Consider the following 20,127-nt stretch of genomic DNA (forward strand, 5'->3'; position numbering starts at 1 on the left):
AAAAAAAACAGAATTGAAATATTAAAAGAAGTTGGAGCTTTAGTTGAATCACCATCATATTATGGTAATTTAACTGCTTATGACAATTTAAGAATAATAAAAAGAGTATTAAATTTAGATGAAAAAAGGATAGAAGAAGTGTTAGAGTTAGTTGGGTTAACTAAGAATAAAAACCAACTTGTAAAAAATTTTTCTTTAGGAATGAAACAAAGACTAGGAATAGCTAAAGCAATTATAAGTAAGCCACAAATATTAATTTTAGATGAGCCTACAAATGGCCTTGATCCTTTGGGGATTATAGAAATTAGAGAAATGATAAAAAATTTACCTAAAAAAACAGGGATTACTGTAATTGTTTCTAGTCATATATTAAGTGAAATTGAACAAATAGCTACTCATGTAGGTATCATTAATAAAGGGGTAATGTGTTTTCAAGGAACTATTAAAGAATTATTAGGACTAGGAAAAGAAGTAACTAGGATTATTGCTGATCCTAAGGAAGATGCTTCTTTTAAACTAAAAGAATTAGGTTATAGTATAGATGTAGGAAACAATGAAATTTTTATAGATAATGTTAAAAATATAGCTAAATTAAATAAAGAACTTGTAAGTTGTGGAATAGATGTATATCATTTAAGTAAAGATAAAGAAACTTTGGAAGAAATATTTATTAATATTATAAAAAGGTAGGGGAAAATTATGTTCATGAATTTGGTTATAACAGACCTTTTTAAAATTAAGAAGAATTTCGTATGGAAATTAGTTTTTTTAATACCAATATTAAGCACATGCTTATTACAATTATTGATTTTTATTCAATTTAAATCTATAAATAATTATAGTAATGCTCATAATATAACAGGTTGGGTATTGCTTATATCCCAAAATAGTGGGCCTGTGTTATGGCCTAGTATAATTAATTTAATTATTATGATTATATCTATATCTATTTATCAAGTAGAATTTAAAAATAATTCTTTTAATTCACAAATATGTTTTCCTATTAGCAAAACTAAAATATTATTAAGTAAATTTTTTATAATATTAATATTTACGTTGATTTCTATATTATTAAATTTATTAGGATTAGTTATAGTTGGAATATTTAATAGTATATCAGCTCCTTTTCCTTTTGGAATGTATTTTAAATATTTTATATTTCAATGTTTTAGTGTATTAGGAACAATTGCTTTAAGTAATTGGATTGCTTCTTTGTTTGAAAGTGCAATAATTCCTTATGTAATTGGAATATTAGGATTTGCAATTGGTTTGATTTTACCACATGAGTTGAAGTTTTTATCGTATTTTTTTCCATATTCATATCCATTATATGCTGTTAATATGGCTGGTTTTGATGGGAGTATAGCTATATTAGGTGGGCTTATTTCAGGGGTAATAATATTATATGTTTCTAGTTACGAATTTATTAATAGAGATATAAATTGATAAGTATAATTTATAGATGTTAGAAGGGAGTTATTTATGATAAATATTTTAAAAATAGAACTTACTAAGCTAAAAAATAGTTCATTACTTACTATTATAATTATTCTTACCTTAACACCACTATTTAATGGAGTTTCAATTTCAAAAAAATTAAGTGCAATTAATAGCAATTCAAATACATTAGAAACAATATACGATTTTAGTATTAATTTATACACATTATTAATTTTACCTACAATAATTGTAATAATATTTGCACTTATTATGAGATTTGAAAGAGTTAATGGGGGAGTAAAAGAAATGTTAATTCTACCCATAACAAAAAAACAATTATTTTTAAGCAAGTTAGTTATCGGAGTTTTATTAGTTAGTACAAGCATATTTATGTTTACTATAGGAATTATATTTTCTGGTTTTCTTCAGAAATGTATAACAATAAAAAGCCTTTTACTTATATTACTAAGGATGTTGGTAATATTTTTAGTATCTTTAGGTATTATTGGAGTTCAATATTATCTTAGTTTAACTTATGAAAATATAAGTGTTCCCTTAGGACTTGGGCTTTGTTTTCAGATTCCAACAATTTTAATTAGTGCTTCTAAATATAACATTATATATCCATGGTCATATATTACAACAGTTAACAACATAGCTACTTTAGATATTAAAACTGTAATAATGATAACAGTAAGTATAGTAATATTTATACTAATAAATTTGTATGGGTATATGAGATTTAATGGTAAAGATATATATTAAAGAAATTTAAAAGTACTAATTTTAAAATGAATACTCATATAAGGAGATGTTAAGCATTAAAGAAATATTTATATATGTAGGAAGTAGATTAGGAGATAAATCTAAAACTTTAAAATTTATCAATAATGTACTTGATGAAGTTTATAATTCTATAGGACACGATAAAGTTAAAGTAACTACGTATACTGCAAAGGATACAAAAATCAACAGATGTGAAGGCTGTTTAGGTTGCTTTTTAACGGGTAAATGTTCTTTAGACAAAGAGGATGATATGAAGACAATTAAGGATAATATGTTAAGATCTGATATAATTATATTGGCAACCCCAGTTTATGTTCATAATGTAAGTGGAGATATGAAAATTTTTATTGATAGAATTAGTTATTGGACTCATCTTATGAGGTTATCAGGAAAGATTGGAATTGTTGCTTCAACTTCAGGAGGAAATGGGTTAGAACTAGTAAATAATTATTTATATAAAATCATGACTTATATGGGAGTAAAGATAAAAGGAAAATTTGGTGTATGTGAAGATAATATTGATGAGAATTACATTAAATCTGTAGAGAAGTTTTCTAGAGTGATAATAGAGTATATAAAAGGCAAAAAAGTGGAAACAGATGATATATTAGAAGCTGTTTTTAAGGCAACTAAAAATACCATGGAAAAACTAAGACCATATAAAAGTGCTGAATTTCAATACTGGAAAGAGTCAAAATTAATTGAGTGTAATAGTTTTAAAGAAGTGCTTGAAATGTTAAGATAATTTAATAATTAGATAAAATGTTTAATTTATTTGTATTAATTTATAATAATAAATAAAGGGATGGTGTAATGAAAAATAAAATAACTAAAATTTTAGTAATAAATATAATTTTTTTTAATTTGATATTGGGCAATAGTATAAGTGCATTTGCAGCTGGTTTATCTGATATTACATATTCTTATTCTCCAAAAATAATTCACATAACAAATGATTATAATTTAAAAAATTATTTATCTAGTGTTTCTAAGGGAAGTTTAAATGTTGCTGATTATGCAAAGTCTCATTACTTTCTTGAGTATAAAAAATCAATAGATATTACAAAAGTATCAATTGCAATAGAAATATTAGGACATGTTTATCCTGATAAAATAGCTAGATATATACCTTTTGGATTAGGAAAAGTTATAACAAAACATACAAGTATTATAGATATTGGTGAAAAATCTGTTGATAGTAATAGATGGATATGGGATAGTATTGCTGCAGTAATTGGATCTAGTTTTTCAGTTAATTCTAGTAATATTAGATCTTTAAATATTTATACAATCCCACAAAATACTACAGAACAACATGTAGATCAAATTATAAAAGATCTTAAAAATAAAGACTTAAGACTTAATAGAGATATAATGATTAAAGTACAAAAAGATATTGATAATGGAACCATTGATCCAATGTTACTTAAAATGATGGAGAAATAGTTTTTTGTATTCGTAAAATGGACAACCTTGAAATCTAGAATTTATAAGATTTCAAGGTTATTTTATAGCAATAAAATATATAAGAAAGGAATTATTTATGAATAAATTAAATGACTTACTTATATTTATAACTTTATTTGTTTTGGGGGTTATAATTTGGATTTGTAAAACAATAATAACAAGTGATATTCCAATAAATATTTCTTTTAAAGAATTTATTTTGTTAATTATTGTTATATTTATATATTATATATTTCAATACTTTTATATTAAGAAAAATAAAGGGGATTTCTTTTTAATTAAATTGTTATTAATAATTATATTGTCATTAATGTGGTTTATAAGTTTAGTTACATCCTTTATTTATAAATACAATAAATATGATATTATACTAAATTTTATTGGTTTCAGTTCTATGATAATATTTGGTCTGAGAATTTTTAATGATCAATTCAAACAAAAGTGAATTTTAAAAAATTAAATATTATTTATACTGATGTAAATATTTGAAAGTATTAAAACTTAGATTAAAGTTGTGAAATTTATAGTAGCTAATTTAAAGATTTAATTAAAGGAAAAAAACGTCTATTACTAGAACTAAGTAACTATAAAGTAACTTAAAAGTAACTATTATAGTGGAGGGGTGAAATGTTATTAGAAGAATTAATTAATATAGCAAAGGTCCTTAATGAAAATGGCCTTAAAGGGAAAAAACGTGATAATTTTTTAAGAGATCAATATAATATGTCATCAAGAACTTGGCAGAAGAAAATAAAAGGCACGCCTATAAAATATAATAATTCTACTAAAAGATATGAAACTTTAGATTCTTTTAATTTAGAAAAAAGGGATAAAATAAAAGATAGTAAAGAAAGAAGAGTAGAAGAATCAATAGATGAAAGTAATAAATTACAAGATAAAATAGATAAAATTTCTAAAGAAACACTAAAGGAACCTAAAAGTAAGACTAAAGTAACTACAAAGGGATACCAAGGTGTTTCAAAGGACAAGCTAAAAAATTATAGTGAAAAATATGAAAAGTTAGACTATATAAATTTAAGTAAAGAAAAAGAATTTAATAATAATAAAAATATAGATAAATTAGAAGAAAACAAAGAAAGTAAATTAAAAAACACAGAGCAGGACATAGAAAATAATTATGATGAAGTTATTGAAGTAAAAGATTTTAAAGAGGTTATGCAAGAAATGCAAAAGGTAACTACACCTTTAAAAATACAAGAATTTAAAAATATGAAAAGTGATATAGAAATTTTAAAAGAGCAGATGAATTTTATATTAGATAGGTTTAAAGAAGAAGAATTTAAAAGAGAAAATATTATAGAAATCCCAAAAATAGATCTTGAAAATTATGATTTAAAAGGAGAAATAGGCAGCAGAAGTTTTAAAACATACAAATACGTATTAGATGATTTTAAAAAGTTTTGCAAAGATAGAAATGAATCACAAAAGGATCTTATAGCTATAGCTTTACTTGAATTTATGAAAAAATATAATAGATAAGATTTAAGGAGCATTATTTATGAAAAATATATTAGTTGTAGAAGATGATCGTTTATTAAATAAAACTTTGTCTTACAATTTAATAAATGATGGATATTATGTGGATTCTGCTTTAAATAATAAGAAGGCTATAGAATATATTAATGAAAGAGATTATCATCTTGTGATTTTAGATATAAATTTGCCAGATGGGGATGGGTTTGACTTATGTACTAAAATTAAATTAAAAAGAAAGAATACTGCTGTAATTTTCTTAACTGCAAATGATATGGAAAAAGATATGATAAAAGGATTTGATTTAGGATGTGATGATTATATTACAAAGCCATTTTCCATAAATGTATTTAAAAAGAAAGTAAAAGCTTTGTTTAATAGAATAGAGGATGATTTCTATGATGATTATTACTATGATGGCAAGCTTTATGTTGATTTTTTAAAATTAAAAGCTACCCTTAATGGAAAATCTATTGTATTTACTCCAATGGAATATAAGGCTTTAAAAATATTAGTTAAAAACCCTAAAATAGTTTTAACCAGAAATACTTTTTTAGAAAAGATATGGGATGTAGATGAAAATTTTGTTGAGGAGCATGCATTAACTACAGTGATAAGTCGTATTAGAAATAAAATTGAAAAAGGTGAAACTAAGTATATAAAAACTGTGTACGGAATGGGTTATATGTGGCTAGGCGATGATAACAGATGAAACTAAAGAATTTATCTATTAAAAAAATTTATTTAATAATATCTGCAGGAATTTTTATAACATCAGGTATTTTTATTTTATATACATATATGATTACAAAAGATAGACGACTTATATTATTAGGAATTCTTTTTACACTTTGCATATATCTATGGTTTGGAATATTTATAGCTTTAGTAAGGAAAAAGTTAGTATTATTTACTTTAAATATTTCAAGTATATTAGATAAGATTATAAACAATAAAGATATAGTTAGTTTTAATTTAGAAAAAGAAACTTTAATATCAAAAATAAATCATAAATTTCAAAGGTTATCTGAAATTTTAAAAGAAAATAATGACAGAGTTTTTAAAGAAAAAGCTAATCTTGAAAAACTAATTTCAGATATTTCTCACCAAGTTAAAACTCCTATGGCCAATTTGAAGATGATTAATTCTACTTTAATAGAAAGTAACCTATCTAGAGAAAAAGAAATAGAATTTTTAAAATCAATGGAAGGACAATTGGATAAATTAGAATTTTTAATGGATTCTATGATAAAAACCTCAAGACTTGAAACAGGAATAATAACTTTAAATAAGAAAAAATTTTCTATTTATGACACTATTGCAGAAGTAATGGGAGCTATTATATTTAAAGCAGAGAAAAAAGATATACAAATTATAGTCGATTGTGATCCTAATTTATTTGTTTTTCAAGATAAAAAATGGACAACAGAAGCATTATTTAATATTGTAGATAATGCAGTAAAATATACCCCTTCAAAGGGTAAAATCAATATAAATTGTTTTAAAATGGAGATGTATACAAGGATTGATATTAAAGACACTGGAATAGGTATAAAGGAAAAGCATCAAGGTGAAATTTTCAAAAGGTTTTATCGTGAAAAAAAGTTCATGATATACCTGGAATCGGTATTGGATTATATCTTACTAGAAAAATTATATCAATGGAAGATGGTTATATTAAGGTAATATCTAAAGAAGGAAAAGGAACCACTTTTTCTGTATTTCTTTTAAATAGATAAATTAATAGGGTGATTTTTAAGGATAAACAAGAATAATTTGTTGTTTATCCTTAATTTGTTGTTTGTTTAAAAAAACATAAGTTAAGCTTCTGGATATTTACTTGTGATGTTTCTGATACATTTCAGATATATACTATTTGTAATTAAAGAAAAGGAGATTTATATATGAGCATTTTACAAACTAGTAATCTAAAAAAATATTATGGAGAAAAACCTAATGTTGTAAAAGCCTTAGATGGAGTAAGTATTTCTATTGAAAAGGGAGAATTTGTATCTGTAGTAGGCACTTCTGGAAGTGGGAAATCAACTTTACTTCATATGATGGGGGGCTTAGATAACCCAACCTCTGGAAATGTAATTATTAAGGGAAAAGAAATTTCTAATATGAATAAAGAGGAATTAGTTATATTTAGACGTCGTAACATAGGATTTATATTTCAAAGTTACAATCTAGTTTCTATGTTAAATGTTTATGAAAATATTGTTCTTCCTTTAGAATTAGATGGTGAATCCTTAGATAAAGAATTTATGAATAAAATTATAAAAATGTTAGCTTTAGAAGACAAGCTACAAAATATGATAAATAATCTTTCAGGGGGACAACAACAACGTGTAGCTATTGCAAGAGCTTTAGTTACAAAACCTGCTATTATTTTGGCAGATGAACCTACTGGAAATTTAGATAGTAAAACAAGTGCAGATGTAATGGGGCTTTTAAAAATGACTAGTAAAAAATTTAATCAAACTATTGTAATGATTACTCACAATAATGAAATTGCTCAACTAGCAGATAGAATTATTCGTATTGAAGATGGTAAAGTAATGGGCTAAAGGAGGGTAAAATATGTTTGAAAATAATAATAAATCAGTTGTTAGAAGGCTATCAAAGCGTTCTATCAAATCTAATAAAAATTATATCGCAATTATTGCCATTGCTCTATCAACAATTCTATTTACAAGTATGTTTACTATTACAGGCAGCTTAAGAGCTACTATAAAAGATAGTGATATGCGTAAAATGGGAACTTCTGCCCATGCTGGGTTAAAACATTTAACAGGAAATGAATATAAAAAAGTTTCTAAAGATGAAAATATTAATAAGTCATCTTATTCTGTAATTATTGGAGAAGCAAAAGGAGAATCTTTTCATAAGTTACCTTCAGAAATAAGGTGGGCTGAAGATAATTATGCAAAATGGACATTTAATTTTCCTACAAAAGGTAAAATGCCACAAAGAAAAAATGAAATAGCTATGAGTACTCTTGTACTTGATGCTTTAGGGATTCCTAAAAAAATAGGAGAAAAAGTTAAATTAACTTTTAAAACTGATGAAAAAACTGTTACAAATAATTTTATATTATCTGGTATATGGAAAGGGGATCCAGTAGCTTTTAGGCAGACAATTTGGTTTTCAAAATCATACTGTAGTAAAGTAGCACCTATTACTAGGGGAAAAAACAGTGATAATAAATTTACTGGGTATGTAGATAGTTTGATTATGTTTTCTTCTCCTTGGAATATTGAAAAAAATATAAATAAAATTGCATTTAATAATAATATAGAAGAGAGTAAAATAGCTATTAATTCTTCTTATGGTACAGCAGAAATTGATCCTTCAAATTTAATAGCCTTTATTTTGGGAGCACTTATTATTATCATTGCAGGATATTTATTGATTTATAATATATTTTATATTTCAATTGCAGAAGATATTAAAAGTTATGGGTTATTAAAAACAATAGGAATGACATCTAAGCAAATAAGAAAAATGGTTAGGTTTAAGGCTTTAATTTTGTCCTGTATAGGTATTCCTATTGGTATAGTTTTAGGGTGGCCTCTTGGACGGGTTTTAGTTCCATATATTATAAATATCTTAGGAGAAGACATGAATGTAGTTACAACCATAAATCCTTTTATATTTATATTTTCAGCTATTTTTAGTTTGATAACTGTTTATTTAAGCTGTATTAAACCTGCTTCAATTGCATCAAAGGTGTCCCCTATAGATGCAGTCCGTTATAATAATATAAATAAAAATACTTTAGATAAGAAAAAAACAAAGACTACCCATAAAGTTAAGCCATTATCAATGGCTTTAGGTAATCTTAAAAGAAATGGAAAGAAAGTTTTTATTGTTGTTTTATCTTTTTCTCTTAGTTTGGTAATTCTTAATAGTACTTATTGTTATGTACATTCTTTTGATTTTGATAAATTTGTAGCGAAAACTAGCATATCAGATTTTTCAGTAGCAGATAGATCTATTATTAAAAGTTCAGAGCCTTTTAATACAAATGGGGTAAGTAATAATTTTGTTAATGAAGTTAAAACATTAAAAGGGTTAGATAAAATGGGAAATATTTATATGAACGCTAGTAGACAATATTGTACTAACCATGCCTATAATCGTTTTAAAAAGTATATTGATTCTCTAGATCATAAAAAAAAGGAAGAATTTATGAGTTCTTCAATGATGGTAAAAAAATTTTCAGGAGTAAATGTTTTTGGATTTGATAAATGGCCATCACAATATATAAAAGTCATAGAAGGGTCTTTAGATTTTGATTCTTGGGAAAAAGGAGAAGGTATTTATATAACTACATGTCATCTTATTGAAGACGGAAAATTGAGTATATATAAACCAGGAGATATTGTTAGTGTAGATTTTTCAAATGGCAAGGTGAAAAAATATAAAGTTTTAGCAATTGTAGAGTATCCAGAAGCTTTTTCTTCACCTCAAAACTTTGATTTAGGATTAGAATATATATTGCCTTCAAAAGAGTTTTTATCTAATGAGGGAAAAACAAAGCCAATGGGTACTATTTTCAATGTAGATAATAAATACATTGATAAAACTGAAAAATGGATTAAAAATTATTGTGCTAATAAAGAAACGTCTTTAGATTTTTGGTCTAAAAAAACTCTACAAAAGCAATTTAAAAGTCTTACAGTAATGTATACTGCTGTAGGAGGTTCATTGTGCGTAATTCTTGCTATAATAGGTTTATTAAACTTTATTAACTCTATAGTTACCTCTATTATTACAAGAAGAAGAGAACTTGCAATGCTTCAAGCTGTAGGTATGACAGATAAGCAAATAAAATGGATGTTAATTTTTGAAGGAAGTGCTTATGGCGTTTTAGGGTTAATTTTATCTATAATATTAGGAAGTATTATAAATATTACTTTAATTCCTGCATTAGGTTCTGAACTTTATTATTTTACATTAAAGAGTACCTTAACTCCAATACTTCTTTGTATTATCCCATTAATTATAATAACAGCTTTAGTTCCAATTTTATCTTACAATAGATTATCTAAAAACAGTATAATTGAACAATTAAGAACGATAGAATAAAAATTTAATTTTAAAATATAAAAAAAGATATAAGATGAAGTAATTTAATTATTTTATTTGTTGAAAAGTATATAGGTACATTCTATAGCAATAAAAAGGAGTATAGTTTAAATACTCCTTTTTATTATAAATATAATTAATATACCCTTTAATTTAAATATAAAGTTTAATATAAGTGTTAAATCTATACAGTACAACTAAAATAATTTTAATATTAATGTAATTTATGTGAAATAAAAACAATAAAATAGATATTTTTACATATAAATACAAATCATCGGCTATTTTATACTAATTTAATATGATATAATTTAGCTAAAGACATTAAAACGAGACTACTAACGGTATGCGAGGGGGATAAATAGGTGCAGTCAGTAAAGCAGCTAAGTATAGATGATTATACATATGATGTGCTTAGAAATTTACCTACAATGGAAGTTTCAATAACAGCATTAATAGAGCATGTTTCTAAAGCACAAAATCAAATAGAACTTCTCCATGAAAAAGATGATGGGTTTATTACTATTGCAATTAAAAAGCAAGATAAATGGATGCAATATCATTATTCAAAGGATGAATTAAAAGAAAACATAGGAAAAATATTAAGCATAGAAGGTATAAATGTTTACTTAAGCGCAAACTCTTTTTATAAACCCTTTAGACGTATTGAAAATATAAGAAAATTAAATTCACTATACATAGATTTAGACTATTATTCTTTAGAAAATTTCAAAAATTTAAATCCAGAGCAAATAATATGGCAGCTAGAAAAGGATTATTTTAAAGAAAAAGTACCAGAAGCAAATTTTATAGTGTTAACAGGAAGAGGCATTGCTATATATTGGCTTATAGAGCCAGTGCCTTATAAGGCATTACCCCTTTGGAATGCAGTACAAAAACATTTTTTAAAAGAGCTTAAAGAAATAGGCGCTGACGAAAAATCTATAGATAGTGCTAGAGTTATGAGACTTGCTGGATCTGTAAATCAAAAATCATCTAAACTCTCTGACATATTAGTTTATAGTGAAAATAGGTATGTATTAAGAGAAATACAAGAAGAATACCTTCCAGTGCTAACTCCTTACGTTAAAAATCCTTTCCATAGATCAAAAGGAAGAAACCCAAGAGTAGTTAACTTTTTTACTTTATATAGCCTTCATTATGCGCGGCTTAGAGATTTAGTTTCTATTCAAAAAAGTAGACAAGGCCTCTGTAGAAATGAAGATGGCTCTTTAGTTAAAACTGGACAAAGAGAATTTATGTGCTTTTTATATAGATATTGGAGTTCCTGTTATGAAAAAGATAAAGAAAAGGCACTCCAAAATACCTTAGAGTTTAATAAAGAGTTTAATCTTCCGCTAGACGATGCAGAAGTTATAAGGACAACAAAGTCTGCAGAAAAAGCCTATGAGTCTTGGTTAAAAGATAGTCCTTCAGGAAGTTACAGGCGTGGGGGATACAACTATAAAAATAAAACTTTAATAGACAAGCTTAATATAATAGATGAGGAAATGCAGACCCTTGAAACTATAATAAGTAAAAAAGAAGTTAAGAGAAGAACTAACAAAAGGACTAATGAACATAATAAAGCTAAATATAAAAAACAGAGAAGAAATAAAAATGGATTAACTAAAAGACAGCAGAACAAACTAGAAAGATTAAATAAAATTAAACTACTAAAAGATAGAGGATACACACAAAAGGAAATAGCCGCTGAATTAGAAATATCATTGAGGACTGTAAAATATTATTATGTTCAGATAAAACTATCTTAGGGTGCAACGAAACATTCACTATTATATTAAGGGGCTTTAGCCTGTATCTGTTTTGAAAATTTTTAGGCTCTTTTCCTCCATACAACTACTTATAAAAAGTTAAGAAGAAATAAGACTAAGTTAAGAGAACAATTAATTTAAAGTTATAGTAGAATAGAGATTTAGACTATAATATAAAACATAAAGCGGAACTAGTACGAGGATTAAAGTTAAATAAGAGTACAATAACTAGATCTTATGGTAGTTTATATTTATAAGTTGCATGAAGTGTCACTATTATATTATAAAACTTTAACATTTATTTTGGAGGCTAGACATGAGATGTTCATTAAATCCAAGGATAATAAAAATTATAAATAAAATGGATAAAAAAGAGTTCGGTTTAAAATATGGAGTTTTAAGGTTAGGCGGTTTTTCTTGGATAATATCTTCTTTAATAGTATTTTTCTTCGAAAGACCACAAGAACCTATAAAAGCTATTATACTTGGAAGAATTATAAGCTTAATTGGATGTGTATTAATTGGATATATAGGATCAGTGTGTATTTGGGGTGTTTATAAGGAAGGTAAGTAAATAGATACAAATCTATTTATTTACCTTCCTTTGTTTAGGTTGAGTTAAATTTTACTGAATCAATCTCACTTTTTTATTATGTAGTTTTTATATTACTAATATAAAAACCAGATGAATAGTTACTAGTTTTAATATTAAGTTAAAATTAGTAACTATTTCAATTTATTTAATTATTTGAGCATAAATGGAAATAAGAGTATAATTATCACATATGTTTTTTAATATTCTGCATATTAAATGATTATTAAAGAGAGAGGTAGAGATGATGAATAAAGAAGTGCTTGTTGTACAAAATTTAACTAAATCATTTAAAAAAAGAAAAGCTATAAATGATGTGTCATTTACAGTTAAAGAAGGAGATATTTGTGGATTTATAGGGCCTAATGGAGCTGGAAAAACTACAATGATTAGAATGTTAACAGGCCTTATCACACCATCTTCTGGTAGTGTATCTATAAATAGCTTTGATGTTACTAAAGATATAGAAAATGCGTTAAAATACATAGGGGCTATAGTTGAAAATCCAATATTTTTTGAATATTTAACAGGAGAAAATGCTCTTTTAAATTTAGCTATGTTAAATAATGATATGAGTAAAAAAGAAAGACAGGAAAAGGTAGAAGAAGTAATTGAACTTGTTGGACTTAAAGGAAGAGAGAAAGATAAAATAAAAACTTATTCATTAGGAATGAAACAAAGACTTGGAATAGCCCAAGCATTGCTTAATAATCCTAAAATAATTTTATTAGACGAGCCTACTAATGGACTTGATCCTACGGGAATGATTGAATTTAGAAATTTAATTTTAAAACTTAATAAAGAAAATAAAATAACTTTCTTTATATCTAGTCATATTTTAGACGAGCTTCAAAGGATTTGCACTGACCTAGTTATTATAAAAGAAGGTAAATTAGCTTGGAAGGGAGCTACCAATGAACTATTAAATAAAGTTAATGAGACAGATAGGCTAGAAGATGTATATGTAAAATTAATGAAAGCTAATTAGAAGAAAGGTATGTATATAAAATGTTAAATTTATTTAAAAGCGAATGGCAAAGATTATACAGTAAAAAAACTACTTGGCTATGTTTTTTATTAATTCCAGTTATAATAATGGGTTCTGCAAAATATTGTTTGTTTCTTAACTTAAGCGTTAATTCAACAGATTCTAAATTTACTCAATTTTATAATTTTCCCGTTGCTTCTATACAAGAATTAGGATCATTTTCGATTAACATGATTCTTATTTTATTAATTGTATTATGTGTAACAGAAGAATTTACTAATGGATCTATAAGATTGGTTTTAATAAGACCAATAAAGAAAGGAAAAGTTTTTCTTGCTAAATTTTTAGTTATTATATCAACGATATTTTTGATTTTAATAGTTTATTTAATATTATCATATATATTAGGCTATATTATATTTCCTAAATCATCTTCAGTTACAGCATTTTTTTGGAAACGTCCTTTTAATCCTCATGAAATGTTTCTTTATACATTAAAGTATTACTCAATGTTATTTTTAACACTTATAGCTATAGCTACTTTAGAATTTTTTATAAGTATTATAAGTAAATCAGTTACTATTTCCATTGGCGTTAACATAGGAATATATTTATTTTTATTAATATATCCAAGGGTAATTGAGATTTTTATAAGTAGTAAAAATCCTTTGCTTTTTAAAATACAATGGCTTTCTGTTGCACATATACAATTTGAAGGTATAGCAGCTATGCTTTCTCAATATAAAGTCCTAGGTTTATATTCGTTAACTGTTTTATTTATATATATTATATTGTTTTTTATTTTAAATCATTTTATTTATTGTAAAAAAGATCATTTAATTTAATTGTACCATTTGTATGAAATTTTATTTATAGAGGTGATTAAAAATGAAGAATTTAGTTTGTAGTGAATTATATAGAATGTTAAAAAGTAAAAAAAATAGGATATTATTAATAATAACTATGATAATATTTGCTTATAGTGTTTTATTTTTAAGATTTAATAATGTAGGCTTTTACAATAAACTTACTAATATTGATTTAAATTCATTAAATAGCTCTCCTTTTATATTAAAAGAAATGCATTTGTTTTTAGTATTCATCTTTTGTCCAATGGTATTTTGTGAAAGCTTTAATCATGAAAATACTTGTGGTGCTTATAGATTATTTTTAATAAGAGGATATGATAAAACAAAATGTATATTAAGTAAAATAATAGCATGTGCAATATTTACTGGAGCAGTTATAATTTCATTATTTATTCTTTCAGTATTATTAGAAAGTATTTTATTTGATAAAACTTCTTTTACTAGTTTTGTTAATAAACAAATTAGTTTTAACTTTATAGGTGCTTTATTTTATAATTTTAAATTTTATCTTTTAGAATATATGATAATGTTAATATTAATTGGTATTACTTCAATTATTGGAAGTTTGATGCCAAATGCTGCTATAACTTATGTAGTTACAGTTGGAATATGTATTTCCTTAGTATATATAAATAAGAATATTTTTTCATATATTATAGTAAATACACCAACACTATTTGATGTTTTAGATAGTAGAAATAACACATTTATATTAAGTTCAATAATTTTAATAATTGGTACCTGTGGAATATCAACTGTATTATTTAAGAAAAGAGATTATCTTAATTAGTAAAAAAGATATCATAATTATTTATGATATCTTTTTTTATTGATGTGATTTTTAGAGTAGAAAAGAAATCAATTATAAAAATTTGTTGAGAGATTAGTAGAAGAAAGTACTAGTATTTAATTAATATGCTATAATTTACCTAAATACGAATTATACAATATAAGGAGATGTTACTTTAATGTCCATCAATACAAAAGATACAATACATTCTTTATATAATAGTATTTCAAAATCACAAAAAACTGGTTTTGAAGATATTAAAGAAGTGCTACTAAAAGTTTATAAAAAACTTGATTTATCTAATGATGAAAATGTTCCTTTGATAAATAGATTGGTTAATTATATATATTTTACGGCTTACACTGAAAAGCTTCATTTTTCTCCTAGTGAAGAGGAAATGATAAGGAATTTAAGTGACGTAGGTAAAACTGCAGGATTAAACGGTGTATATCGTTCAAACTACGGAGATAAATCTCAATTTTAAGTTAAAATGCTGAGGAGTTGATTTTATGTTTACTAAAAAGAATATAGAAATTACAGGGCCAGAGAAGAATTTAAAGAAAATCATCAAAGAATTAATAGATGCAGTACTTACTATGTTATAATTTAAGTGTTCAATCAATGTTTTAAGTGTTTAGGAGTGAATTTTATGGAAGTCTACAGTAAAATGGGAATTAGTTTAAAGTTATTTAATGATATAAAAAAAGTTGTATTAAAAAATCCTAAAATAGATAAAGTAGTTATCTTTGGTTCAAGAGCCAGAGGTGATTATAAAAAGACTTCTGATATAGATATTTGCATATATGGCAAGGATATTAAAAGTATTGATATAAATCTTTTAGAAGATAGTTTTAAAGAAATTAATACCCCTCTTGATTTTGATGTGGTGTATTTTAATAAGATATCTAAAGAAGCACTTAAAATTAACATAGAAAAGGATGGTATTTTAATATATGCTAAGAAATAGATTAGAAGAAAGATTTGAAGATTTTAAAAAGGCTTTTAAAAGATTAAAAGAAAGTACTGAAATAAAGTTAGAAAATGATATTATAATAGATGGTGTTATACAAAGGTTTGAATTTACCTTTGAGCAAAGCTGGAAACTTATGAAGCTTTATCTTGAATATGAAGGAATAGAAGAAGCTAAAAGTCCAAGAAGTACCATAAGAGAAGCTTTTAAATATGGAATCATAGAAGATGGCGACGATTGGATAAGCATGATGATAGACAGAAATAAAACTTCTCATGTATATGATGAAGAAACTGCTGTTGAAATATATAATAGCATAAAATCAAATCACGTTAATCTTTTAGAAAAACTCTTAAATAAAATGGACGATCTTTTATAGATCATCCATTTTTTTGTCTGTTTTCTGAAATTAAAAATTAATCTGGTAAGTATTTATTAGTAAATTATAGTTTAAATCTATAGATTAAAAATCTTTAATGAAAAGATGGCATAAATGAAGTATATATGCTTTATATGTTATAGATATAAGTTTGTGAGAGCACTTTTTTAAAATTTATAGATAAAATATAAAATATAACTACTTTACCCTTAACGAGGGGTTGATATTTTTTATATTTGAAATTATAAACTAGTTTATAAATATGGGTGTAATCCTTGATATTAGAGCTTTAGATTATGTTTTAAAAAAGCATTTTTATATAGATTTAAGCAGAAAAAATATCTATCTTCAATTTTTTATTTAAATCTATTAGGTAGGATAAGTTATTATTTTACTAAACATAATTATAGCCTCTAGAAAATTCTAGAGGCTCATTTATATAAAATGCCTTAAGCTGTGTAAATTTCTTCTGTAGTTCTTTCTATAATGTCTGCTGAATCTTTTGAAACGATTGGTGAATCAAATGCAAAGGCATCTTTTTTAGAAACCATAACATCCATTAAAGCAGATACTTCTTCTTTAGTTAAATCTTCTTTAACATCACTTATAGAAAAAGAAATTTTCTTGCCTTCCTCAGTTATAAACTTCATGCTTAATGTTCTATTCATTTAAAAACCCCCTTTTTTTTCAATTATCAATTATTAGATAACAGATAACAATGCTAAAACCTTTTTTAATTAGTAATTTTAAGATAACAATTAGCAATTTTGGTTAGAATTTTGTAAAACAAAATTCTTTATAATATAGTTCAAGAAATTCCATTGGAATTTCAACAGTAATTGTTAATTGACCATTGTTAATTTTAAATTATACTTACAATTACTCATTGTTAATTACTAATTATAAATTGTATTTCCAATTGTTATCTATTAATTTTTAATTGTCAATTGCTTTTAGCTTTCCTGAACTAATGCGCTTTTATCTACTCTATTTATTTCTCTTACTTCATACATTAATACTTTTTCAACTTCATTTGCTATGGTAAATAAGTCTTCATCATTAGCATTTACATTGATTTTTGATATAGTTTTACGTCTTAATATCTCTTTTCCATCTTTATCTAAACCTGCAGCTAAAGTTAATACTATATCTGAATCATTTTTATGTGCTGCTACTGCCATTTTAAAATCCCCCTTTTGTTTTGTATTTATCTATATATATGAATTAGCATTTAGGATGGAAAAAATAAAGAGTAATTTCTATAATAAAAATGGGAAAATGATGTATAATTGTTTTGTATTACATTTAGGTCTATTAAAAGAAAGTAAAATAAAGAGTAATTATTTATTAAAATGTGTCTTAAATAATACAAGTACTAAGCTAGATATAGTCTATAGCTTACAATTATAGATTACATAAATTATAGTGGTTTAGGAATAAAATAAAATCTTATGTGGTAGTTAAAGGAGATATAAAGAGGGGAAAATAGAATGTTTACAATATTAATAATTGAAGATGATGATACAATTGCTTTTGCAGTTAAATCCTTTTTACTTAAAAATAATTATAATGTTATTCATGGGAAAAATTTAAAAGAAGGAAAAGAGCTTTTTAAAAAGGATATAGATTTAATGCTACTAGATTTAAATCTTCCTGATGGATCTGGCTTTGAGTTTTGTAGTTACATAAAAAAGATTAAAGATATTCCTATTATTTTTCTTACCGTTGTAGATGAAGAAAAAGCTATGGTAAAAGGATTAGATATGGGTGGAGATGACTATATTACAAAGCCGTTTAAATTAAGTGTTTTAAAATCTCGTATTAGTGCTGTTTTAAGAAGAACCTTTAAAGAGCATATTAAAGGAGATGTTTTACTTTGTAAAAATATTAAAGTAATAAAATCCCAAGGGAAAGTTTATAAAGATAACCATGAAATAGAGCTTACAGCCGGGGAGTATAGTTTACTTTTACAGTTACTAGAAAATAAAAATTGTACTTTAACAAGAACTACTTTACTTCAAAAGCTTTGGGACTCTAATGGAGATTTTGTAAACAATAATACATTAACTGTTGCAATAAAGCGTCTTAGAGAAAAACTTAAAGACGATTGCTTTATTAAAACAGTAAGAGGAATTGGATATAGATTGGAGGATTAAAATTTATATGAATAAGAAAAATATGAAAGTATGGTTTATTGCTACTTTTTTATATATAGCATTTTTTTCTGTAGCCTTTGGTAGTTTAATTTATACAGGGTCAAAGAAGGTTTTTTATGAGAAAACAGCAGGTCTTATAGGGGCTGGGGTTAAGACTAACCCTAGCATTGAAAAAACTTTAGTATCTTCACTAAAAAATAAAAATGAAAAAGATATAAATAAGGGCAAGGAAATATTAAGACAGTATGGTTATGCTGAAGAATTTAAATTTAATTTTAATAATAATACTATGATTAGTAAAGTACTCATTAATGTTTTGTTATTGATTGCTTTGCTATTTTTTTATTTTGCAGGATGGGCTTTAGTATCAAATATTATAAAAAGAAAAAGGATATATGGCTTAGCAAAGTATCTTTATGATATAAATGAAGGAATTTATAAGATGAAACCTCAGAAAAAAGAAGATGAATTTTCAAATTTAGAAGATGAATTATATAAAACAGTTATGATGCTTAGAGAAAGCCGTGAAAGAGAGAAAAAAGAAAAGGAACAACTAAGTGATAATCTTGCAGATATATCTCATCAACTTAAGACTCCACTCACATCCATGTCTCTTATGGCTGAATTGCTAGAAGACAGTGATATTAAAGGAGAAGATGCTTTATATATTAAAAGCATTTCAGCCCAAGTAGATCGTTTAAATTATTTAGTTTCCTCATTGTTAGTACTTTCAAAAATCGATGCAGATGCATTGACTTTAGAGTATAGTTCTATAAATGTTTATGAACTTATATGGGAATCTTTAGAGCCTATCCATTTAATGATAGAAAAAAAGAAACAAAAGCTTTCTATAAAAAATAATAGTGATATATTTTTCAAAGGTGATTTTCATTGGACAAGTGAAGCTATTTTAAATATAGTTAAAAACTGCTGTGAGCATACGCCTAAAGGAGGGGAGATTTCTATAGATTATAAACAAAATCCTATATGTACGGAGATAACAATTGAAGATACTGGAGAAGGCTTTGATAAAAAGGATATTAAGAAGCTCTTTACTAGATTTTATAAAGGATCTAATTCTTCAAAGGATAGTGTAGGAATTGGACTTGCTCTTTCAAATTCTATAATAAAAAAACAAAATGGTGAAATCATTGCTTTAAATAAGGAAAAGAGGGGAGCAAAATTTATAATAAAATTTTATAGGAATTAATTATAAATGTCACCATAATGTAACTTTACTTGGTTATTATGAAAGTAAAGCAAGGCATTCTTTGATTTAAAGGCTATTTAATAAAATATTTTAATATGCCTTAGAAAAAATTATAAA

The 20,127-nt window shown here is 25.0% G+C and carries 23 protein-coding genes; 21 read left to right on the forward strand and 2 right to left on the reverse strand.

Annotated elements, in window-relative coordinates; translation table 11 throughout:
* From ABDZ71_RS19630 to ABDZ71_RS19720, 19 genes are all read left to right on the forward strand, one after another.
* Positions 1–690 (forward strand): ABC transporter ATP-binding protein (locus ABDZ71_RS19630; protein WP_343764598.1); only part of this gene is annotated, 690 nt, incomplete at its 5' end.
* Positions 691–699: 9 nt separating this feature from the next.
* A complete protein-coding gene (locus ABDZ71_RS19635) occupies positions 700–1,446 on the forward strand; it encodes an ABC transporter permease (RefSeq protein ID WP_343764599.1) in 747 nt (248 codons plus the stop codon).
* A 36-nt stretch (positions 1,447–1,482) separates the two neighbouring features.
* A complete protein-coding gene (locus tag ABDZ71_RS19640; protein ID WP_343764600.1) occupies positions 1,483–2,205 on the forward strand; it encodes an ABC transporter permease in 723 nt (240 codons plus the stop codon).
* Positions 2,206–2,251: 46 nt separating this feature from the next.
* Positions 2,252–2,971, forward strand: a complete 720-nt coding sequence (locus ABDZ71_RS19645) for a flavodoxin family protein (RefSeq protein ID WP_343764602.1) — start codon at positions 2,252–2,254, stop codon at positions 2,969–2,971.
* A gap of 68 nt (positions 2,972–3,039) precedes the next feature.
* Positions 3,040–3,672, forward strand: coding sequence for a hypothetical protein (locus ABDZ71_RS19650; protein WP_343764603.1), 633 nt, complete (start codon positions 3,040–3,042; stop codon positions 3,670–3,672).
* 648 nt (positions 3,673–4,320) lie between these two features.
* A complete protein-coding gene (locus ABDZ71_RS19655; protein WP_343764604.1) occupies positions 4,321–5,193 on the forward strand; it encodes a hypothetical protein in 873 nt (290 codons plus the stop codon).
* 19 nt (positions 5,194–5,212) lie between these two features.
* A complete protein-coding gene (locus tag ABDZ71_RS19660) occupies positions 5,213–5,899 on the forward strand; it encodes a response regulator transcription factor (RefSeq protein WP_343764606.1) in 687 nt (228 codons plus the stop codon).
* A complete protein-coding gene (locus tag ABDZ71_RS19665) occupies positions 5,896–6,873 on the forward strand; it encodes a sensor histidine kinase (protein WP_343764607.1) in 978 nt (325 codons plus the stop codon). The genes ABDZ71_RS19660 and ABDZ71_RS19665 overlap by 4 nt, the downstream gene beginning before the upstream one ends.
* A complete protein-coding gene (locus tag ABDZ71_RS19670; RefSeq protein ID WP_343764679.1) occupies positions 6,849–6,926 on the forward strand; it encodes a hypothetical protein in 78 nt (25 codons plus the stop codon). Before ABDZ71_RS19665 ends, ABDZ71_RS19670 begins: the two co-directional genes overlap by 25 nt.
* A 165-nt stretch (positions 6,927–7,091) precedes the next feature.
* On the forward strand, positions 7,092–7,757 hold the full coding sequence (locus ABDZ71_RS19675; protein ID WP_343764609.1) for an ABC transporter ATP-binding protein: 666 nt from the start codon (positions 7,092–7,094) through the stop codon (positions 7,755–7,757).
* Between the two features lie 13 nt (positions 7,758–7,770).
* The gene (locus tag ABDZ71_RS19680; protein ID WP_343764610.1) at positions 7,771–10,281 is read left to right on the forward strand and encodes an ABC transporter permease; all 2,511 of its coding nucleotides are present in this window, start codon (positions 7,771–7,773) and stop codon (positions 10,279–10,281) included.
* 365 nt (positions 10,282–10,646) lie between these two features.
* On the forward strand, positions 10,647–12,056 hold the full coding sequence (locus ABDZ71_RS19685) for a helix-turn-helix transcriptional regulator (protein ID WP_343764612.1): 1,410 nt from the start codon (positions 10,647–10,649) through the stop codon (positions 12,054–12,056).
* A 316-nt stretch (positions 12,057–12,372) separates the two neighbouring features.
* Positions 12,373–12,630, forward strand: coding sequence for a hypothetical protein (locus ABDZ71_RS19690; RefSeq protein WP_343764613.1), 258 nt, complete (start codon positions 12,373–12,375; stop codon positions 12,628–12,630).
* Positions 12,631–12,895: 265 nt separating this feature from the next.
* Complete coding sequence (locus ABDZ71_RS19695) at positions 12,896–13,636, forward strand: ABC transporter ATP-binding protein (protein ID WP_343764614.1); 741 nt, start codon at positions 12,896–12,898, stop codon at positions 13,634–13,636.
* A 20-nt stretch (positions 13,637–13,656) separates the two neighbouring features.
* Positions 13,657–14,481: an ABC transporter permease subunit gene (locus tag ABDZ71_RS19700; RefSeq protein WP_343764616.1), complete on the forward strand. Its 825-nt coding sequence runs from the start codon at positions 13,657–13,659 to the stop codon at positions 14,479–14,481.
* A 43-nt stretch (positions 14,482–14,524) separates the two neighbouring features.
* Positions 14,525–15,295: a hypothetical protein gene (locus ABDZ71_RS19705; RefSeq protein WP_343764618.1), complete on the forward strand. Its 771-nt coding sequence runs from the start codon at positions 14,525–14,527 to the stop codon at positions 15,293–15,295.
* Positions 15,296–15,473: 178 nt separating this feature from the next.
* Positions 15,474–15,779, forward strand: a complete 306-nt coding sequence (locus ABDZ71_RS19710) for a bacteriocin immunity protein (protein WP_343764619.1) — start codon at positions 15,474–15,476, stop codon at positions 15,777–15,779.
* Between the two features lie 165 nt (positions 15,780–15,944).
* On the forward strand, positions 15,945–16,262 hold the full coding sequence (locus ABDZ71_RS19715; RefSeq protein WP_343764621.1) for a nucleotidyltransferase domain-containing protein: 318 nt from the start codon (positions 15,945–15,947) through the stop codon (positions 16,260–16,262).
* Entirely contained in the window at positions 16,249–16,644 is a 396-nt protein-coding gene (locus ABDZ71_RS19720; protein WP_343764622.1) for a nucleotidyltransferase substrate binding protein, read from the forward strand. The genes ABDZ71_RS19715 and ABDZ71_RS19720 overlap by 14 nt, the downstream gene beginning before the upstream one ends.
* Before the next feature lie 449 nt (positions 16,645–17,093).
* On the opposite strand, the gene ABDZ71_RS19725 is transcribed toward ABDZ71_RS19720, so the two are convergent.
* Together ABDZ71_RS19725 and ABDZ71_RS19730 are read right to left on the reverse strand one after the other, a co-directional pair.
* Positions 17,094–17,312, reverse strand: a complete 219-nt coding sequence (locus ABDZ71_RS19725; protein WP_343764623.1) for a DUF2922 domain-containing protein — start codon at positions 17,310–17,312, stop codon at positions 17,094–17,096.
* A 285-nt stretch (positions 17,313–17,597) separates the two neighbouring features.
* Complete coding sequence (locus tag ABDZ71_RS19730) at positions 17,598–17,825, reverse strand: DUF1659 domain-containing protein (protein WP_343764625.1); 228 nt, start codon at positions 17,823–17,825, stop codon at positions 17,598–17,600.
* 309 nt (positions 17,826–18,134) lie between these two features.
* Here ABDZ71_RS19730 and ABDZ71_RS19735 point away from each other — a divergent pair, with 309 nt between their 5' ends.
* Positions 18,135–18,800 carry a response regulator transcription factor gene (locus ABDZ71_RS19735; protein WP_343764626.1) on the forward strand — a complete coding sequence of 222 codons (666 nt, stop codon included), beginning with the start codon at positions 18,135–18,137 and terminating at the stop codon, positions 18,798–18,800.
* A gap of 7 nt (positions 18,801–18,807) precedes the next feature.
* Positions 18,808–20,010 carry a sensor histidine kinase gene (locus ABDZ71_RS19740; RefSeq protein WP_343764628.1) on the forward strand — a complete coding sequence of 401 codons (1,203 nt, stop codon included), beginning with the start codon at positions 18,808–18,810 and terminating at the stop codon, positions 20,008–20,010.
* Positions 20,011–20,127 lie beyond the last annotated feature (117 nt).

The sequence above is a fragment of the Clostridium oceanicum genome (assembly GCF_039521385.1).
Lineage (GTDB): Bacteria > Bacillota > Clostridia > Clostridiales > Clostridiaceae > Clostridium_F > Clostridium_F oceanicum.